Source organism: Pseudomonas sp. HP_01, assembly GCF_055284355.1.
On the sequence record NZ_JBTOPV010000002.1, the window covers coordinates 34,317 to 51,394 of the forward strand.

The 17,078-nt window shown below is 59.4% G+C and carries 20 protein-coding genes; 9 read left to right on the top strand and 11 right to left on the bottom strand.

The window, feature by feature from the left end; translation table 11 throughout:
* Positions 1-93: 93 nt before the first annotated feature.
* Positions 94-612 (top strand): acyloxyacyl hydrolase, encoded by a 519-nt coding sequence (locus ACYAR8_RS02585; protein ID WP_074883968.1) that lies wholly within the window; start codon positions 94-96, stop codon positions 610-612.
* Between the two features lie 128 nt (positions 613-740).
* On the opposite strand, the gene ACYAR8_RS02590 is transcribed toward ACYAR8_RS02585, so the two are convergent.
* From ACYAR8_RS02590 to ACYAR8_RS02615, 6 genes are all read right to left on the bottom strand, one after another.
* Positions 741-1,052: a YkgJ family cysteine cluster protein gene (locus ACYAR8_RS02590; protein WP_074883972.1), complete on the bottom strand. Its 312-nt coding sequence runs from the start codon at positions 1,050-1,052 to the stop codon at positions 741-743.
* A gap of 53 nt (positions 1,053-1,105) precedes the next feature.
* The gene (gene phrB, locus ACYAR8_RS02595) at positions 1,106-2,551 is read right to left on the bottom strand and encodes a deoxyribodipyrimidine photo-lyase (RefSeq protein WP_463579009.1); all 1,446 of its coding nucleotides are present in this window, start codon (positions 2,549-2,551) and stop codon (positions 1,106-1,108) included.
* A gap of 9 nt (positions 2,552-2,560) precedes the next feature.
* Positions 2,561-3,499: a MerR family transcriptional regulator gene (locus ACYAR8_RS02600; RefSeq protein WP_083398691.1), complete on the bottom strand. Its 939-nt coding sequence runs from the start codon at positions 3,497-3,499 to the stop codon at positions 2,561-2,563.
* Between the two features lie 2 nt (positions 3,500-3,501).
* Positions 3,502-4,482: a 2-thiouracil desulfurase family protein gene (locus ACYAR8_RS02605; RefSeq protein WP_074883978.1), complete on the bottom strand. Its 981-nt coding sequence runs from the start codon at positions 4,480-4,482 to the stop codon at positions 3,502-3,504.
* A gap of 169 nt (positions 4,483-4,651) precedes the next feature.
* Positions 4,652-4,867, bottom strand: a complete 216-nt coding sequence (locus tag ACYAR8_RS02610; RefSeq protein ID WP_074883982.1) for a TIGR02450 family Trp-rich protein — start codon at positions 4,865-4,867, stop codon at positions 4,652-4,654.
* Positions 4,864-5,850 (bottom strand): NAD(P)/FAD-dependent oxidoreductase, encoded by a 987-nt coding sequence (locus tag ACYAR8_RS02615; protein ID WP_108120623.1) that lies wholly within the window; start codon positions 5,848-5,850, stop codon positions 4,864-4,866. The genes ACYAR8_RS02610 and ACYAR8_RS02615 overlap by 4 nt, the downstream gene beginning before the upstream one ends.
* A 298-nt stretch (positions 5,851-6,148) precedes the next feature.
* On the opposite strand from ACYAR8_RS02615, the gene ACYAR8_RS02620 reads away from it, so the two are divergent.
* Positions 6,149-7,051, top strand: a complete 903-nt coding sequence (locus tag ACYAR8_RS02620; RefSeq protein ID WP_463579010.1) for a TIGR01777 family oxidoreductase — start codon at positions 6,149-6,151, stop codon at positions 7,049-7,051.
* Positions 7,052-7,065: 14 nt separating this feature from the next.
* Positions 7,066-8,094 (top strand): ferrochelatase, encoded by a 1,029-nt coding sequence (gene hemH / locus ACYAR8_RS02625; protein WP_463579011.1) that lies wholly within the window; start codon positions 7,066-7,068, stop codon positions 8,092-8,094.
* A gap of 448 nt (positions 8,095-8,542) precedes the next feature.
* On the opposite strand, the gene ACYAR8_RS02630 is transcribed toward hemH, so the two are convergent.
* Positions 8,543-9,823 (bottom strand): uracil-xanthine permease family protein, encoded by a 1,281-nt coding sequence (locus ACYAR8_RS02630; protein WP_037018282.1) that lies wholly within the window; start codon positions 9,821-9,823, stop codon positions 8,543-8,545.
* Positions 9,823-10,461, bottom strand: a complete 639-nt coding sequence (gene upp / locus ACYAR8_RS02635; protein WP_074883995.1) for a uracil phosphoribosyltransferase — start codon at positions 10,459-10,461, stop codon at positions 9,823-9,825. Before upp ends, ACYAR8_RS02630 begins: the two co-directional genes overlap by 1 nt.
* Before the next feature lie 197 nt (positions 10,462-10,658).
* Between upp and ACYAR8_RS02640 the strand changes: the two genes are divergently transcribed.
* The 4 genes from ACYAR8_RS02640 to ACYAR8_RS02655 all read left to right on the top strand — a co-directional run bounded on the left by ACYAR8_RS02640 (position 10,659) and on the right by ACYAR8_RS02655 (position 12,959).
* Positions 10,659-11,216: a hypoxanthine-guanine phosphoribosyltransferase gene (locus tag ACYAR8_RS02640; protein ID WP_037018287.1), complete on the top strand. Its 558-nt coding sequence runs from the start codon at positions 10,659-10,661 to the stop codon at positions 11,214-11,216.
* A gap of 211 nt (positions 11,217-11,427) precedes the next feature.
* A complete protein-coding gene (locus ACYAR8_RS02645) occupies positions 11,428-11,913 on the top strand; it encodes a hypothetical protein (RefSeq protein WP_463579012.1) in 486 nt (161 codons plus the stop codon).
* Between the two features lie 67 nt (positions 11,914-11,980).
* Complete coding sequence (locus tag ACYAR8_RS02650) at positions 11,981-12,268, top strand: PA4642 family protein (RefSeq protein ID WP_463579013.1); 288 nt, start codon at positions 11,981-11,983, stop codon at positions 12,266-12,268.
* A 229-nt stretch (positions 12,269-12,497) separates the two neighbouring features.
* Positions 12,498-12,959 carry a hypothetical protein gene (locus ACYAR8_RS02655; protein ID WP_463579014.1) on the top strand — a complete coding sequence of 154 codons (462 nt, stop codon included), beginning with the start codon at positions 12,498-12,500 and terminating at the stop codon, positions 12,957-12,959.
* Positions 12,960-13,084: 125 nt separating this feature from the next.
* Here ACYAR8_RS02655 and mqo read toward each other — a convergent pair whose 3' ends face one another.
* On the bottom strand, positions 13,085-14,590 hold the full coding sequence (mqo, locus tag ACYAR8_RS02660; RefSeq protein WP_463579015.1) for a malate dehydrogenase (quinone): 1,506 nt from the start codon (positions 14,588-14,590) through the stop codon (positions 13,085-13,087).
* A 734-nt stretch (positions 14,591-15,324) separates the two neighbouring features.
* Entirely contained in the window at positions 15,325-15,558 is a 234-nt protein-coding gene (locus ACYAR8_RS02665) for a hypothetical protein (RefSeq protein WP_463579016.1), read from the bottom strand.
* Between the two features lie 222 nt (positions 15,559-15,780).
* On the opposite strand from ACYAR8_RS02665, the gene ACYAR8_RS02670 reads away from it, so the two are divergent.
* Complete coding sequence (locus tag ACYAR8_RS02670) at positions 15,781-16,362, top strand: YajG family lipoprotein (protein ID WP_108120628.1); 582 nt, start codon at positions 15,781-15,783, stop codon at positions 16,360-16,362.
* A gap of 100 nt (positions 16,363-16,462) precedes the next feature.
* Here the strand turns inward: ACYAR8_RS02670 and ACYAR8_RS02675 are convergent, their stop codons facing one another.
* Positions 16,463-16,666: a hypothetical protein gene (locus ACYAR8_RS02675; protein WP_065991803.1), complete on the bottom strand. Its 204-nt coding sequence runs from the start codon at positions 16,664-16,666 to the stop codon at positions 16,463-16,465.
* Between the two features lie 139 nt (positions 16,667-16,805).
* Here ACYAR8_RS02675 and ACYAR8_RS02680 point away from each other — a divergent pair, with 139 nt between their 5' ends.
* A complete protein-coding gene (locus ACYAR8_RS02680) occupies positions 16,806-17,075 on the top strand; it encodes a hypothetical protein (protein WP_108120630.1) in 270 nt (89 codons plus the stop codon).
* Positions 17,076-17,078: the final 3 nt, after the last annotated feature.

Here is a 17,078-nt window from a genome sequence, read left to right on the forward strand (position 1 = left end):
GTCTGTGGGTGAACTAAAGTTCAGCCGCCGGCTTCTACAGCACTTCTGTCGGTATAAAAATTTTTAACTGCTTTCGAAAATAGGATGTTTCAGATGAAGCGACTGTTTTGTTTGGCTGCGATTGCGGCTGCGTTGTTGGGGCAAAGCGCAATTGCTCAAGCTGATGGGGTCGAGTTGTCCGTAGGACACACTGGCGAGTCCACGATGACTTATCGTCTGGGCGCGCAATTTGATTGGGATCAAAGCTGGTGGCAAACCGGTGTCGGTCGCCTGACGGGTTACTGGAGCGGCGCTTACACGTATTGGGAAGGAGACAAGAGCTCCAGCAACAACAGCCTGTCGTTCTCCCCGGTATTCGTTTATGAGTTTTCGGGTGAGAGCGTCAAGCCTTACATCGAGGCCGGCATCGGCGCCGCTGTATTCCAGCGTACCGAAGTGGAAGGCAACAAGTTGGGCAGTGCGTTCCAGTTCGAAGACCGTTTGGGTTTTGGTCTGCGCTTTGCCGGTGGACATGAAGTTGGCCTGCGCGCCACTCACTACTCCAACGGCGGCATGACCACCAACAACGACGGTATCGAAAGCTACGCTATTCACTACACGATGCCGTTCTAAACGCTTCATTGCTTTATTGCAGTAGCGCGCTTAACCGCGCTTGCAACGTATCACCGGTTCTTCCCTTCGTAGGACCGGCTTTAGCCGGGAATGTGTCAGCCAACGCGGCTGACACAGGCGATGAACAATCACAAATAGGCCGTCGCAATCCCTTCTCGTTCGGCAATACACTCCGGTGCACCCATTTCGAATTCTCTACAAATCAACGGCCGACGGTCGTAGATCGTGCACATCATCGTGTCGCGATCCAGCGCCGCGCACCAGCCATCGTCCAGGCGGAGCATAACTTCCCCGCCCCAGTCATCGGTGTCGATGTAACGCTCGGGCACGCCGGTGTCGGTGATCAGCATGACTTCCAGCTGACAGCAGCAGGCCGCACAAGTGGAACACGTGATAGCGGGTTCGGCAGGGAGTTGAAGCGAGGGGATAACGGTCGTCATGGGCGGCAGTTTAAATCACCGCGCAGCAGACCGCTAACCGATGTGACCAATGCTCATCCATTCTCCTGCGTCTCGGCCTGTCGCTGCGGCAGCGACTTGAACGCTTGCAGCGCGCGTTCGCGGCTGGCTTTCAAATCGACGATAGGCGCGGGGTAACTTTCGACGCTGAACAAGCCGCCCAGTGCAGTGGGGTTGTGAATGTCGCGCTTGTTCAACTCAGCCAGTTCAGGCACCCAATGCTTGATGAATCGACCTTCAGGGTCGAAGCGCTCCGACTGACTTTGTGGATTGAAGATCCGGAAGTAAGGCGACGCGTCGGTGCCGGTTGATGAACTCCACTGCCAGCCGCCATTGTTCGACGCAAGATCGCCGTCGATCAAGTGCTGCATGAAGTAGCGTTCACCTTCACGCCAGTCGATCAGAAGATTCTTGGTCAGGAACATGGCCGAAATCATCCGCAAGCGGTTGTGCATCCAGCCGGTTTCAAGCAGTTGGCGCATGGCTGCATCGACAATCGGCAGACCGGTTCGACCTTGTTGCCAGGCTTCCAGATCCTTGGGTGAATTGCGCCATTTCAGCGCTTCGGTTTCCGGGCGGAACGCGCGGTGACGGGACACACGGGGAAAGCCCACCAGCACATGCTTGTAGAACTCACGCCAGAGCAGCTCGTTGATCCACGTCACTGAACCCGGATTACCGGTTTCAAACTCGCCATTGTTGCTGCGCAGCGCCGAATGCAGGCACTGGCGGGGCGAAATCACGCCGGCCGCCAGGTACGCAGACAGCTGGCTGGTGCCTGGCTTGGCAGGAAAGTCGCGCTCTTGATCGTAATAATGCACTTGCTCGTCGGTGAAGTTGTGCAGGCGGTCACGCGCCTCATCTTCACCGGCAGGCCAGAGCGCGCGCTGGGTCTCGGTCGGCGCGGCGAAACCCTTGACCGCATCCGGAACGACATCGCTTTTGATGGACAGCGTCTGCTGCGGTTTGGGCAGTGCAACCAGCGCCGGCATCGAGTAATGCAAGCGGGCGTAACAGACCTTGCGGAATTGTGTGAAAACCTTGAAGTAACCCCCGCTTTTGGTCAGCACGCTGCCCGGCTGAAAAAACAGCTGGTCGAGGTGGCGGCGAAACAGAATGCCGGCGCCGTCGAGTGCCTCCTCCACTTCATGATCTCGCCGGGTCTCGTTGATGCCGTACTCGTCGTTGACGTGAACGCCTTCGATCCCGTGTTGCTGACACAACTCCAGTATCGCCTTGGGTGCCTGCGCCCACGTGTCTGCATGGACAATCAGCAGCGGCACGTTCAGCGCTTCAAGCGCCTTGCGCAGCTCGCTGAGGTTACGCAGCCAGAAATCGACTTTGCACGGGGCATCGTCGTGGCTCTGCCACTGGCCCGGGCTGATCATGTACACGGCAAGAGTCGGGCCCTGCTCCATGGCAGCGCTCAGCGCGGTGTTGTCGTGCACACGCAGATCGCTGCGCAGCCATATCAATTGCATAGTTATTCCTTAGATAAGCCCCAGCCGCTGCAAAGCGGCCTGGGCGGTCAAAGGGTCTTCCGCAAGAGAGAGGCCGGAGACTTCACCCTCGGCTGCGGATAATTCCGTGGAATGAATGCGCACCGCGGGACCGACGATCAGCTTCGGACACTCGATTTTGTGCAGCAGGCGAGGCAACTGGCCGACGTTCAGTGATTTGCTGGAGTACAACAACACCGCGCGCGGCTTGAGGTATTCGCAGGCCAGGGCGAGTTCGCCGGCCGGCAAAGGCCAGTCGAACACTTCCACCGGGCAATCGGCGCTACTGAGCAGCCACGCGGTCAGCCACAGGTGCGGCTCGAGCGGCAGATCAGACTGGTTGACCAGCAGAAGGGGCGCGCCACTGACCTGACGATTGTTGTGGTACAGCCGCGCGCCGAACTTGCTGCGCAGCCACGAGTAGAAAAACACGCGCTCCAACTGCGCGCCGAACTGGCCCTGCCAGCGCTGCTCAAGTGACGCCAGCAGCGGGAGTAACAGTTGTTCGCAGAGCGTGCGCGGCGGATACAGAGACATCGCGCGGTTGAGCGAATCATCGAGGCGTCGCTCGGCCAGGGCGCCGATGGCGTCCTGAAGGGTCTGGCGAAGAATGTCCCAGTCGTTCTCGACACTCGGCGCTGGTGCCTGCTGATCGTCGATCAACTGCTTGACCTGACTGACCGAAACGCCGCGGTTCAGCCACGTGAGGATGGTCAGCACACGGTCCACATGCTCGTGGCTATAGAGCCGGTGGCCCTTGGGCGTTCGGTGCGGAACGATGAGGCCGTAGCGGCGTTCCCACGCACGCAGGGTTACAGCGTTTACGCCGGTCAGGCGGGCGATTTCGCGAATTGGCAGCCAGCCGTTTTCAAAGGCACTCGCGGGGTCTTGCGGGTCGCCTTCCGGCGGTTCTTGCTCGTTGGGGGTCATGGTCAAATCGCGTTGCGAAGACTGAGGTTTTCCGGATGAGGCTGCAGATAGACCTGCAGCGCAATGTACGGATCGGGGTGTCGGCGGAAATGGTGTTTGAGCAGCGTCAACGGCACAACCAGCGGCACGATGCCTTGGTGGTACTGGTTGATGACGCCCTGGATTTCTTTCTTGTCGGACGCAGTGAGTGTCTGCCGCAGATAGCCGCACAGATGCTGCAACACGTTGGTGTGGGTGCGCCGGGTGGCCGGTTTCTTCAGCGCGCTCATCAGTTGGCTGAAATAACGCGGGGCGATTTCGGCCGGGTCATTTCGGCCCATGGTCCCCAGCAGATTGCCCAGCGTCTTGTACTGGACAGGATCATTGGCCATCAGTTGGTATTTATAGCGAGCGTGAAACTCGGTGAGCGCACGACGGGTAATGCCGCTTTTCAGCAGCGTCTGCCAGGCGGCATAAGCAAACACACGGGTGATGAAGTTTTCCCGCAGCACCGGGTCGTTCAAACGGCCGTCTTCTTCGACCGGCAGATCAGGATGACGCGCGCAGAACGCCTGGGCATAAATGCCGCGTCCACCGGTCTCGAACGGCACGCCGTTATCACGGTAAACCTTGACGCGCTCCAGGCCACACGACGGCGATTTCTGCATGAAGATATAGCCGCAGATGTCGCTCATCTCGGTGGCCATGTGTTCGCCGTAATCAGCCAGTTGCTCGGTCACGTTCATGGCGTGGTGGACACTGCCGACCGCCTGAGGATGATCCGGGTCACCCACCAAACGGATGGCTTCGCGAGGGATGCCCATGCCGATGGCGACTTCGGGGCACGCGGGCACGAAATCGAAATATTCGGTGAGGGCTCGGGTCAAAAGGTGGGATTCCTTGTGCCCGCCATTGAACCTGACCTCCACGCCCATCAGACAGGCGCTGACGCCCAGCTTGGGTTTGGAAGCTTGCTCTGATGAATGATCGAGTACAGCAGACATGACAAACCCTCGATGAACTTCTTATACAGATGAGTTTCTCTGTACAACATTTGCCCATCATAGGTTTGTCGCAGTGCAAGTCAAATAATTTGTACAGGATCGGGGAGTGAAACGACAAGATGCGCGGATTTAGCCGCATGTGACGGGTAATGAGACGATTTGGTGGTGCCTACTTCCAGCCCATTTGCCAGGCTTGGTCATTCTGCAATGTCTGCCAGGCCAGCTTCTGACTCCGCTTGGTCATCACGGCTTGCAGTTCAATCTCCAGCACCGTGCCTTCTTCATCACAAAACAGCTCAGTGACCAGAAAGTGCTTTTCACGGTTTTGAGGGGATGCTGCCGTCCATTTCGACAGCAGCAACTTGCGCGGGTTGAGACGATTCATTTGAGGTGTTCCAGTAAACGCCGTGCGGCTTCCTGACCACTCAGCCATGCGCCCTCGACTCGGCCCGACAGGCACCAGTCGCCGCAGACGTACAAGCCCAGATCCGCATCAGACAACGCGCCGACTTCGCGCCCGCCAGCAGGTCTTGCGTACAGCCAGCGATGGGCGAGGGTGAACGCCGGGGCCGGTATCGCGCAATTCATCAGCTCGGCAAATGCGCCGTGCAACTGATCGATGACTTCTTCCTTTGGCATGTCGACATGTTGACGGCTCCAGGCGCTGGTGGCGTGCAAAATCCAGGTGTCCATCTGACTGTCGCGCCCGGGCTTGCTGCGATTGCGGGCCAGCCAGTCGATGGCGCTGTCTTGTACGAAGCAGCCTTCGAGTGGCGTGTCCAGCGGGCTGTCGAAAGCCAGCGCGACGGCCCAGGTCGGCTCCATTTTCACGCCAGCAACGACGCTCGCCAGTTTTGGTGCGTCGGCCAGCAACGTAGTGGCCTGAGGCGCGGGGATGGCGATCACCACCTGACTGAACGGGCCGTGGCTTTGGCCGTCGGCGTCCAGCAGGTTCCAGTGTCGTTCGCCGCGAAAGACTTCGGTGATGCGGCAGGAAAAGGTCACGGGCATGTCGCCGAGCATGGCCCGGGTGATCGCACTCATGCGCGGCGCGCCGACCCAGCGCACTTGCTCGTCGGGGGACAGGCTGAGTGTTCCGCCATGATAGTTGTAGAGCAGCGGCTTCCATTCGGCCACGTGGCCCTCGGCCTGCCATTGCTGTACGGCGGCGGCGAAGCGGCGGTCACGGGCCGTGAAATACTGGGCACCCATGTCCAGTGCGCCGGCATCGCTGCGTTTGCTGGACATCCGGCCGCCACTGCCGCGGCTCTTGTCGAAAAGGTGAATGCTATGCCCGGCGGCTTGCAGCGCCTGGGCGGCGGAGAGTCCGGCGATGCCGGTACCGATGATTGCGATGGGGACAGTCATAGGGGCCTCGTTACCTTGTCTGCACAGACTACGCCTCAGGCAAAAGCTGTACAATGCCGTTTTTCGGTATAAGTTGTCGCCCTGCATAGGCAGGACGCGACCTTTCCAAGGGCTCGCTGACAAGTCTGACGCTTTGCTTCAATCGTTCAACTGCACGATCGTGCTGTCCTAAAGAACAGCGGTGGAGTGGGGCGCCGTAACTTGACCTAAAGTTGAGTGATCATTTCGCGCACGAGCTTATGGCTTGTGAAGAAATAGACTCCGCAATTGCGATGAACGCCACGTAAGGAACTCAGTCATGCACATCTTGCTGACCGGCGGTACAGGCTTGATAGGGCGTCGTTTGTGTAAACACTGGCTCGCGCAGGGCCATGAACTGACGGTCTTGAGTCGTAAACCCGAGGAAGTGGCGCGGCTGTGCGGCGCCAACGTTCGAGGGATTGCACACTTCGATGACGTAGGCAGCCAGCACGTCGATGCGGTGGTCAATCTGGCCGGCGCACCCATCGCCGACCGCCCCTGGACGCGCAAACGCAAAATATTGCTGTGGGACAGTCGCATCACTCTGACCGAGCAATTGGTCACCTGGCTTGAGCGCCGTGAGCAGAAACCCGACGTGTTGATTTCCGGCTCGGCGGTGGGCTGGTACGGCGACGGCGGCGAGCGCGAACTCGACGAAAACGCGCAACCGGTCAGTGAAGATTTCGCCAGTCGCCTGTGCATTGCCTGGGAAGAGACCGCGCAGCGTGCTGAAACGTTGGGGATTCGCGTGGTGCTGGTGCGCACTGGTCTGGTGTTGGCTGACGAAGGCGGCATGCTGCAACGCCTGTTGCCGCCGTTCAAGATGGGCATGGGCGGACCGATCGGCAACGGACGCCAGTGGATGCCGTGGGTTCATATCGAGGATCAAATCGCCCTGATTGATTTTCTGATGAGCCGGGATGACGCACGTGGTCCATATAATGCCTGCGCGCCAGCACCGGTCCGCAACCGGGATTTCGCCAAGACCCTTGCGTCCGTGCTGCATCGCCCGTCATTCATGCCAATGCCGGCTGTCGCGCTTCGGTTGTTGCTGGGCGAACTGTCGATTTTGCTGCTGGGCGGTCAACGTGCCCGGCCAGACCGTCTTCAAGAGGCGGGTTTCACTTTCCGATTCACTGATCTGCGCGCGGCACTGGAAAACCTTCTGGGCCGCCACTGACATCAAGGTGTTGCATGACCGATCACGCTTTATTGATGGTTAACCTGGGCTCACCGGCGTCCACGTCGGTCGCTGACGTGCGCCGCTACCTCAATCAGTTCCTGATGGACCCTTACGTTATTGATGTGCCGTGGCCAGTGCGTCGCCTGATCGTCTCGCTGATTCTGATCAAGCGCCCGGAGCAGTCGGCCCATGCTTACGCGTCCATCTGGTGGGAGGAGGGTTCGCCGCTGGTGGTGCTGAGCAAGCGACTTCAGCAGGCCATGGTCAATGAGTGGAAACACGGCCCGGTCGAACTGGCGATGCGTTACGGCGAGCCTTCGATCGAAACCTTGCTCACGCGCCTGGCAGCCCAGGGCATCAAAAAGGTCACCCTGGCACCCCTGTACCCGCAGTTCGCCGACAGCACCGTGACAACGGTGATTGAAGAAGCCAAACGCGTAGTCAGTGACAAGAAGCTGAATTTCGACTTCTCGCTACTGAAGCCGTTTTTCAACCAGCAGGAATACCTCGATGCCCTGGTGGCGAGCGTGCGGCCGCATCTGCAGCAGGATTATGATCACCTGCTGCTGAGTTTCCACGGCCTGCCAGAGCGGCACCTCACCAAGCTCGACCCGACCGGCAATCATTGTTTCAAGAGCGGCAACTGCTGTGAAACGGCGTCGCCTGAGGTTCTGGCGGTCTGCTATCGCGCGCAGTGCATGCGCTCATCGGCGGAGTTTGCCAAGCTCATGGGGATTCCCGATGGCAAGTGGTCGGTGTCGTTTCAGTCGCGGCTGGGCCGCGCCAAATGGATCGAACCCTACACCGAGCCTCACCTGGCCGAGCTGGCGGCTCAAGGCGTGAAGAAGCTGCTGGTCATGTGCCCGGCGTTTGTCGCGGACTGCATCGAGACGCTCGAAGAGATCGGTGATCGCGGTGCCGAGCAGTTCAGGGAAGCGGGGGGCGAGGAGCTGGTGCTGATTCCGTGTCTGAACGACGACCCGAACTGGGCGAAGGCGCTGAACACACTGTGCGAAAAGGCACCGGCGATGGCGTTGTAATAACGCGAGCTCAGGTGTTGGCAAAATCTACTGTAGTAGCGCGCTTGCCCGCGAAGGCGTGTGTTCAGTCGCCGTCGATGTGACGTGGAAAACGCGTTCGCGAGCAAGCTCACTCCTACAGATTGGGCATACGCCGACTGTCTCAGGTGTGAGCAAGATCCACTGTAGTAGCGCGCTTGCCCGCGAAGGCGTGTGTTCAGTCGCCATGGATGTGACGTGGAAACCGCGTTCGCGAGCAAGCTCACTCCTACAGATTGGGCATGCGCCGACTGTCTCAGGTGTGAGCAAGATCCACTGTAGGAGCCGGCTTGCTGGCGAAGACGTCCGTCCAGTCGCCATTGGTGAGGCTGATGCGCCGCCTCCGTGATCAAGCTCACTCCTACATAATCGAGCAGACAAAAAAGGGGGCGTCACGTGAGTGATGCCCCCTTTTCATAACGCTTTAGAACTACGGCAACTGATCATCCAGATGCTTGTTCTTCCACGCGTCATTTCCCGGCAGGATCAGGTTCAGCACGATCGCGGTCACGGCGCAGAGCGCGATGCCTTTCATACCGAAATCATCAGGGCCGTTGCCGGTGCCGATCAGCACGCCGCCAATGCCGAACACCAACGTGACGGACACAATCACCAGATTGCGCGCTTCGGCCAGATCAACCTTGTGGCGAATCAGCGTGTTCATGCCTACCGCCGCGATCGAGCCAAACAGCAGGCACAGAATCCCGCCCATGACCGGCACCGGAATGCTCTGCAGCAACGCGCCGAACTTGCCGATGAAGGCCAGGGTAATGGCGAAAATCGCCGCCCAGGTCATGATCTTCGGGTTGTAGTTTTTGGTCAGCATCACCGCGCCGGTGACTTCGGCATAGGTGGTGTTGGGCGGGCCACCGAAAGCGCCGGCCACGGTTGTCGCGATGCCGTCACCCAGCAACGTGCGATGCAGGCCGGGCTTCTTCAGATAATCACGGCCCGTGACACTGCCCACCGCAATCACGCCACCGATGTGCTCGATGGCCGGGGCCAGCGCCACCGGTACGATGAACAGGATCGCCTGCCAGTTGAATTCCGGTGCCGTGAAGTGCGGCAAGGCCAGCCAGGGCGCGGCGGCAATCTTCGCCACATCGACCACGCCGAAATAGAACGACAGCGCAAAACCTACCAGCACGCCCGAGATGATCGGCACCAGGCGGAAGATGCCTTTGCCGAATACCGCAACGATCAAGGTCGTCAGCAGCGCCGCCATCGAAATGATGATGGCGGTGTTGTACGGGATCAGCTCTGCGGCGCCGTCACCTGTCCGGCCCATTGCCATGTTGGCGGCAATGGGTGCCATCGCCAGACCAATGGAAATGATCACCGGGCCGATCACCACCGGCGGCAGCAGGCGGTCGATGAAACCGGTGCCTTTGATCTTCACGGCCAGGCCAAGGAAGGTGTAGACGAAGCCCGCTGCCATGACGCCGCCCATGGTCGCCGCAAGGCCGAACTGGCCCTTTGCGAGAATGATCGGGGTAATGAACGCAAAGCTCGACGCGAGGAAGACCGGCACCTGACGACCTGTCACCACCTGGAAGCACAGGGTGCCCAGGCCTGCCGTGAACAGTGCCACGTTGGGGTCCAGTCCAGTGATAAGCGGCATCAGTACCAGCGCGCCGAATGCCACGAACAGCATCTGCGCACCCGACAAAATCGTGCGCCAGAGTGGATCGTTGAACTCATCCGGCTTCATCAGGCTTCCTTCTGCTTGGTGCCGAAAATCTTGTCACCGGCATCGCCCAGGCCCGGAATGATGTAGCCGTGTTCATTCAGTTGCTGATCGATGGACGCGGTGTAGATGTTGACGTCCGGGTGGGCTTTCTCGACCGCGGCGATGCCTTCCGGCGCGGCCACCAGGACCATGGCGCGAATGTCACGGCAACCGGCTTTTTTCAGCAGGTCGATGGTGGCAACCATGGAGGAACCGGTGGCGAGCATCGGATCGATGATCAGCGCCAGGCGCTGGTCGATCTCGGGGGCGAGTTTTTCCAGGTATGTGTGGGCTTCGAGAGTTTCTTCGTTGCGCGCGACGCCCACGGCACTGACCTTGGCGCCCGGGATCAGGCTGAGCACGCCTTCAAGCATGCCGATGCCAGCCCGCAGGATGGGCACCACGGTGATCTTCTTGCCGGCGATCTTCTCGACCTGAACCGTGCCGGCCCAGCCCTGAATGTCGTAGGTTTCCAGCGGCAGATCCTTGGTCGCTTCATACGTCAGCAGCGCGCCGACTTCCTGAGCCAGTTCACGAAAATTCTTGGTGCTGATATCGGCACGGCGCATCAGGCCGAGCTTGTGGCGGATCAGCGGATGGCGGATCTCACGAATGGGCATAGGGGAAAGGCTCCAGCGGGCGGGCAAAAAAAACGGCTTAGATTAATCTATTCAGCTGTAGCTTGTCCTGACGGTTAGGTTCGAGCGCCGACATTTCTGGGACGTCAGTGCAACGTTAGTCCAGAAACACTTGCCCTGATGTCGGCGGATGCGTACCTTTGCCCGCTTTTCCTTACACAGCCCCCTTGGAGAGCGTCATGTCCGCTGATCTCGAGCATATCCGTCAAGTCATGCGCGAGGCTGACTGCCTTTACAACGAGGCCGAAGTCGAAGCCTCCATCGCCCGCGTCGGCGAGCAAATCAATGGCGTGCTGGCCGACCGTAACCCGGTGGTATTTTGCGTCATGAACGGCGGCCTGATTTTCGCCGGCAAGCTGCTCACTCATCTGAATTTTCCGTTGGAAGCGTCCTACCTGCACGCCACCCGCTATCGCAACGAAACCAGCGGTGGTGACCTGTTCTGGAAAGCCAAGCCTGAAGTCTCGTTCATTGACCGCGATGTGCTGATCATTGACGACATCCTCGACGAAGGTCACACCCTCGGCGCGATCATCGACTTCTGCAAACATGCCGGCGCGCGCGCTGTTCACACCGCGGTGCTGATCGACAAGGACCACGACCGCAAAGCGCGTCCTGACCTGAAAGCCGATTTTGTCGGCCTGCCGTGCATCGACCGCTACATCTTCGGTTATGGCATGGATTACAAAGGCTACTGGCGCAACGCTGCCGGGATCTACGCCGTCAAAGGCATGTAACACGACGCAGCATGCTGCTCTACAGCGCCTGCGTCTGACGAAGATCTCGGGTATTACCCGAGATCTATTGTAGGAGCGCGCTTGCCCGCGAAAGCATTCGTTCAGTCGCCATCGATGCGGCCTGACCCACCGCGTTGGCGGGCAAGCGCGCTCCTAAAGATGCTGCCGGGCGCCACATGCTAGAGTGCCCCCCATTTTTCGGGAGGCGCCCATGACGTTATCGTTTCGAAGTACCGCTGCGTTGATGCTGCTGTTGACGCTGCCTCTCCCCGCACTCGCCGAACCCATGCATGCGCAGTACCTGCCGCCGGACGAGCTGTCCGTGCGCGAGGGCGAACCCGAGCAGCAGCAATTGCTGCAGATCACCGAGTATTCGGTGGTGGTGGGCAGTCAGCGCCAGTCGAATCAGCAGCCGATCCCGGTCACCTCGCCGCTGATCCTGCGCCTCAAAGGCAAGCCCATGAACAAGGGCGCCACCGTCACCGAGGTGCTGATCCACTTCGACGGCGAAAGCAAAAGCCTGAAGAAACCGACTTATGACCAGCCTTCGCGTACGCTGACGCTGTATTACCCGGCGACGCAGTACCGCGTGCTCATGGATTTGCTGCGTAACGAAAAGGTCTACTGCCAGTTCCTCAGCTATGCCAGCGGTCACGTCTGGGCCGACCTGCACACCGGCAGCTTACGCGCGCGTTGAGCCCGCGACCGGGCGGGGGGTAAACTGCCCGCCCGAGAAATGTCCCGCAAGTCAGTTGGAGTCAGCAATGCGTAAAGATAAGAAGCAGGTGATTGGCGATGAAATCGGCGACGCCCAGATCAAGCTTTTCCTGGATTTCGAGCCGGTCGACGCCACTTCTCCTTCGCTGCACAAGCTGATCAAGGCCTACCGTGGCCTTCGCGTCGATGACTTCGGGCGGTTTCTGACGTTCTTCAAGGAAGCCGGTTACGACCTCGACGGCAAAGACGAGCACGATAATGACTTCGTTACGCTGATCAAGGATCAACGCAACGCCGAGGAATACATCGACCTGATCGAGACGGCGAGAGGCTGAATCGCATAATTCCCGGGCGCCATCCTTCGGCGCCCGATGCTCCCCTCCCGTCATTAAGCAGGTCGCTGCTCCCGCGCTGCCACTACATAATCGAAAGACCCTTCCTACCATATCCTTCGGCGTTTGCGACTACCGAAATCGACGCGCTGAATCATACTCAGCCCTGTGACAACGCTCACAGGAACGCGAGCAGGACGCTCGCTTTAATGATCGAAAGGGAATTCATGCAATGAAAAATCGACTGACTTGCTTCACTCGCGCCATCGCCGCAATTGCAATGATGGCCGCGGCAGTATCCGCTCAAGCGGCGTATCCAAGTAAAATCCAGCTCAACATCGAAATGTGGAATCAGTCAGGCATCGACCTCGCGCTGGTATCGGCCAGTTGGGCGCCGGCCAATACCGATTACACCGGCTACGGCTTTGCCGCTGACGCACCCACCGCAGCTGTGTCGGTCCCGCTGAAGAACCCGCGCAATGATTCTGCAACTTTCCGCGTGAGCGGCGAAGGCAAAATCTGCGAGTTCACCGCAGCCCATTCAGTGACCTTCAGTTGGGTTTCGATCTCGCCGGCACCGGAGAAGTCCGCAACGGGCAGGTCGATCGGGAAAGTCCCGGCGGAATGCATCGCTTCGGTGACCAAAGGCACGAACTCGATGCAGGCGTACTCCGTCAGATTCGTGATGAAGTGATGTTGATGCTGCGCTCTGCTACAGAGCCGCTTTGCGGTTAGAGCTGATCCCGCTTAATGCCAAAAAGAAAACCCCGCCTGATGGCGGGGTTTTTCTTTTGCAGCTTTATTGAAGCAGGCCGGCTGTCAGGCGAAAGTCGCCGCTTCGCTGTTCTGCACCAGATCCAGACTGGCGTCGCTCTGAGCACTGACGCGCTGGTAAAGCTGCGCGTCGGTTTCCAGTGCCTTTTCGCGAGCCGGGAAGATCTCGTTCAACTTGGCGGCCCATTCGGTGCGGGCCTTGTCCGGGAAGCAACGCTCGATCAGATCCAGCATGATCGAAACGGTCACCGACGCGCCCGGCGAGGCGCCCAGCAACGCGGCAAGGGAGCCGTCCTTCGCCGACACCAGTTCGGTACCGAACTGCAAGACGCCGCCTTTTTTCGAGTCTTTCTTGATGATCTGTACGCGCTGACCGGCGACTTCCAGACGCCAGTCTTCGGCTTTGGCTTCCGGATAGAAACGGCGCAGTGCATCAAGCCGCTGCTCCATCGACTGCCGCACTTCGCTGATCAGGTACTTGGTCAGGTCCATGTTGTCGCGCGCGACCGCCAGCATCGGCGCGATGTTGGCCGCGCGGATCGACAGCGGCAAGTCCATGAGCGAACCGTGCTTGAGGAACTTGGTGGTGAAGCCGGCGTACGGGCCGAACAGCAAGGACTTCTTGCCGTCCACAACGCGGGTATCCAGGTGCGGGACCGACATCGGCGGCGAACCCACCGCCGCCTGGCTGTACACCTTGGCCTGATGGCGTTTGACCACTTCAGGGTTGTCGCAACGCAGCCACTGGCCGCTCACCGGGAAGCCGCCGAAACCCTTGCCTTCCTCGATGCCGGACATCTGCAGCAATGGCAGTGCTGCACCGCCCGCGCCGAGGAACACGAATTTGGCGTCGATGTCGCGGGTGCTGCCGCTGTTCACGTCCTTGATGGTGACGGTCCAGCCGTCGCCCTTGCGGCTCAGATCGGTGACGCGTTTGCAGTACTTGACCTGCGCATCGGGTGCGCTGGCCAGATGCTTGAGCAACATGTTGGTCAGGTTGCCGAAGTTGACGTCGGTGCCGTGCATGACCCGGGTCGCTGCGATGGGCTCATCGGCAGGACGGCCGGGCATCATCAGCGGCATCCACTCGGCCAGTCTGGCTTTGTCTTCGGTGTATTCCATGGAGGAGAAGGCGTGGTGGGGACGCAGCGCTTCGTAACGCTTTTTCAGGTACGCCATGCCTTTTTCGCCCTGCACGAAGCTCAGGTGCGGAACCGGCGTGATGAACGAGCGCGAAGAGCCGAACGTGCCTTTGCGGGCCAGGTAGGCCCAGAACTGTTTCGAGACCTCGAACTGGGTGTTGATATGAATCGCTTTTTTGGTATCGATCAAGCCATCGGCCGCTTCCGGCGTGTAGTTCAGCTCGCACAGCCCGGCGTGGCCGGTGCCCGCGTTGTTCCAGGGGTTGGAACTCTCGGCAGCACCGGAATCCATCATCTCGACGACTTCAACCTTGAGGTTCGGGTCCAGCTCTTTGAGCAGCACTGCGAGGGTGGCACTCATGATGCCTGCCCCGACCAGCACTACGTCGACTGCTTCGTTATACGCCATTAACGCGTCTCCAAAATCTGCAGCACCAAATTGACGGCATGTGTTCCCGTGGTCAGTCGCCAGGTTCGGGCGGCGCGGTGTTCGCGCAGTGCCTCGTTCAACCTGGCCGGGATCGCCATGTCCGATTCTTCGCAATTTTTTGCATCTTCAGCGGACGCCACTGAACGAGCCTGGTTGATGCTTTTATAAGGCAAGCATGAACGCATTTTTCGGCCCGTGCAGCCATTCGACTATCGTCAAGGCGTCCGGTTGTGCAACCAAATCCGTAGTGGACAGGCTTCAGGCTCTTTTGACGGAGACTGCGTTGCGGTCGGTCCTTTGCAAGGGGGCTGGGTCAGACGCTAACGGTGCATTTACAAACGCGAAACTATTCATTTGCTTGCCACACTCTTGTGAAGTTGTGAAAACCCGTTTTTTTCACGCTCTTTTGGAGACGCGAACCTCAAAAAGGGCTGCGCGATGGCAGCTCTGGCAGATCAGGTTCATACGCGATGTGAGGCAAGGACTGGTGCAGGACGTTCGGATTAATCGACGATCCGGCGTCTGCGCCGCGGCCACATCGGGCTGCACATGTCTGTGTGGAAGGCTCTCTGTGGGCGGTACGGAGGAGTCGATAGTGTCTATCGACGATGCTGCGAGGCCCGATCAGGAGACGTCCTTATAATCGGGGGAAGATTATAGCGATGAAACGGGCAGAAATGATCCAGGAAAAATGACTTTTATTCGCCTTTCGGTCAGATGCTGAGCATATGCCGGGGGCTAATCGAACGTGACCGGGAAGTCACGCGCGCACTGGCAGGAAGCGGGCGCTGAAGCCAGCACAGGTTTGCTTCGTGGACTTCGACCCAGCCCTGGCCGCAAGGGGTTTCTGCGCAATGCTTGAACGCCAGGCAGGTGCCGTGGGTGTCCAGACGAGCATAGTGACGATGACGGCGACGCAGCGAGAACAACGACCAAAGAAAGTCCATGGCAGGACTCCTTGCTGGAGAGTTGAAAAAAGTATGGCCGGCAGGCATGACACCGCTGTGACGTTGCGATTGCGCAATTGTGTTTATTTCGACCTGGTAGAGCATTCCCGTCTGGCCGGAACCGGCGCGATGGCACTTTGTCGTATGTTTACCCTAGTGAGCGGCCTTGGGAGGTCGCTATACTGCGGCACATTTTGTGCCTTGGCCCATGGAGAAATGAGCATGTTGCGTCGCGTTCTGTTCGGTTTGCTTGCCGCTGGCAGTCTGACCCTGGCGGGCTGTGCCCACAGCCCGCAATCCCTCACCCCGGAACCCAAGCTGAACGCTCAACTGGCACCGGTTGGTCACGGCCAGCAAGTGGTCGTGCGCGTGGTTGACGGCCGTCAGTCGCAGCAACTGGGCACCCGGGGTGGCCTGTACCCGGAAACCAGTTCGATCACCGTCAACGGTCAGCAGTTGCTGCCAAAGTTGCAGGCTCAGGCTGAAGCTGGCGTGCGGTTGCTGGGTTTCACGCCCGTGCCGAACGGCAGTGGTCCGCAGTTGACCGTCACCCTGGCCGACCTGAAGTATCAGTCGCCGAAAGAAGGCCTGTACGTCACTGAAGCCAACATCAGCTCCACGTTCCGCGCTGACGTTCAGAATGGCGGTCGTAACTACAGCGGCCGTTATGCGGCCTCGATGGATCAACGCTTCGGCATGGCGCCAAACGAAGAGACCAACACCAAGCTGATCAGCGACGTACTCAGCGACGCCTTGACTCGCCTGTTCCAGGATCAGACGATCGGCCGCACCCTCGGCCAATAAGCTCAACGCCTGATACTGGTAAACAAAGAGCCCCGGTTTCGCGAGAAACCGGGGCTCTTTTTATTCGGCTGGGGCATTCGGGACTTCAGGCTCAGGGGGCTCAAGCCGCCTGATAGAAATCCAGAAAACTGAAACCGGTCTGCAGATCCACTTCCGGCAGATCGTTGTGGGCATGTCCGCCAAGCGCGCAATACACCAGCCAGTGCCTGTCCTGGACGTTGAACGCCAGTGCGTCGATCAATGCTTCCTGTTCGTCGCTGGGGGCGATGAGGTAAAGGCGGTCCTGGTTGTGGGCGTGCAGCATGACGCTCTCCGTGGCAGTGGGTCGGTTTAAGGTCCCACACAGTGCCCGGTTCAGGTGACGTTAAGGTGACAGCGACTAGTGTGAGCGGCAGGTCCAAACAGAGTCTGCGGCGCCTTCAATGCGGCGCCATCGAGGCACCATGTCGCTTATCCATCACGCCCCCGGTCTCGCCATCAACCTCTGCGCATTGCTTGCCGCCGGCCCCGGCATCTGGCTGCTGCAGACCACGCGCACCCGCGAACAGCGGGAGATGGCCCACCTGCACCACCTCACCGAACAAGCCCCGATCGACGAGCCCATGCACCTGATGGATGTACCCACCCTCCGCATGATCCGTCTTAGCTACCGGTTCGGCACCGCCTGCCTGGCGTTCGCGCTGTTGCTGTCGTGGGTGAGCACGAAGCTGTGATCG

Coding starts and splice junctions, on each gene's coding strand:
- ACYAR8_RS02600 (WP_083398691.1), bottom strand. CDS start 3,499: ATGACCCCCAACGAGCAAGAACCGCCGGAAGGCGACCCGCAAGACCCC.
- ACYAR8_RS02650 (WP_463579013.1), top strand. CDS start 11,981: ATGCGTAAAGATAAGAAGCAGGTGATTGGCGATGAAATCGGCGACGCC.
- ACYAR8_RS02605 (WP_074883978.1), bottom strand. CDS start 4,482: ATGTCTGCTGTACTCGATCATTCATCAGAGCAAGCTTCCAAACCCAAG.
- hemH (WP_463579011.1), top strand. CDS start 7,066: ATGACCGATCACGCTTTATTGATGGTTAACCTGGGCTCACCGGCGTCC.
- phrB (WP_463579009.1), bottom strand. CDS start 2,551: ATGCAATTGATATGGCTGCGCAGCGATCTGCGTGTGCACGACAACACC.
- ACYAR8_RS02630 (WP_037018282.1), bottom strand. CDS start 9,823: ATGAAGCCGGATGAGTTCAACGATCCACTCTGGCGCACGATTTTGTCG.
- ACYAR8_RS02620 (WP_463579010.1), top strand. CDS start 6,149: ATGCACATCTTGCTGACCGGCGGTACAGGCTTGATAGGGCGTCGTTTG.
- ACYAR8_RS02645 (WP_463579012.1), top strand. CDS start 11,428: ATGACGTTATCGTTTCGAAGTACCGCTGCGTTGATGCTGCTGTTGACG.
- upp (WP_074883995.1), bottom strand. CDS start 10,461: ATGCCCATTCGTGAGATCCGCCATCCGCTGATCCGCCACAAGCTCGGC.
- ACYAR8_RS02665 (WP_463579016.1), bottom strand. CDS start 15,558: ATGGACTTTCTTTGGTCGTTGTTCTCGCTGCGTCGCCGTCATCGTCAC.
- ACYAR8_RS02585 (WP_074883968.1), top strand. CDS start 94: ATGAAGCGACTGTTTTGTTTGGCTGCGATTGCGGCTGCGTTGTTGGGG.
- ACYAR8_RS02615 (WP_108120623.1), bottom strand. CDS start 5,850: ATGACTGTCCCCATCGCAATCATCGGTACCGGCATCGCCGGACTCTCC.
- ACYAR8_RS02675 (WP_065991803.1), bottom strand. CDS start 16,666: ATGCTGCACGCCCACAACCAGGACCGCCTTTACCTCATCGCCCCCAGC.
- mqo (WP_463579015.1), bottom strand. CDS start 14,590: ATGGCGTATAACGAAGCAGTCGACGTAGTGCTGGTCGGGGCAGGCATC.
- ACYAR8_RS02640 (WP_037018287.1), top strand. CDS start 10,659: ATGTCCGCTGATCTCGAGCATATCCGTCAAGTCATGCGCGAGGCTGAC.
- ACYAR8_RS02680 (WP_108120630.1), top strand. CDS start 16,806: ATGTCGCTTATCCATCACGCCCCCGGTCTCGCCATCAACCTCTGCGCA.
- ACYAR8_RS02670 (WP_108120628.1), top strand. CDS start 15,781: ATGTTGCGTCGCGTTCTGTTCGGTTTGCTTGCCGCTGGCAGTCTGACC.
- ACYAR8_RS02590 (WP_074883972.1), bottom strand. CDS start 1,052: ATGACGACCGTTATCCCCTCGCTTCAACTCCCTGCCGAACCCGCTATC.
- ACYAR8_RS02610 (WP_074883982.1), bottom strand. CDS start 4,867: ATGAATCGTCTCAACCCGCGCAAGTTGCTGCTGTCGAAATGGACGGCA.
- ACYAR8_RS02655 (WP_463579014.1), top strand. CDS start 12,498: ATGAAAAATCGACTGACTTGCTTCACTCGCGCCATCGCCGCAATTGCA.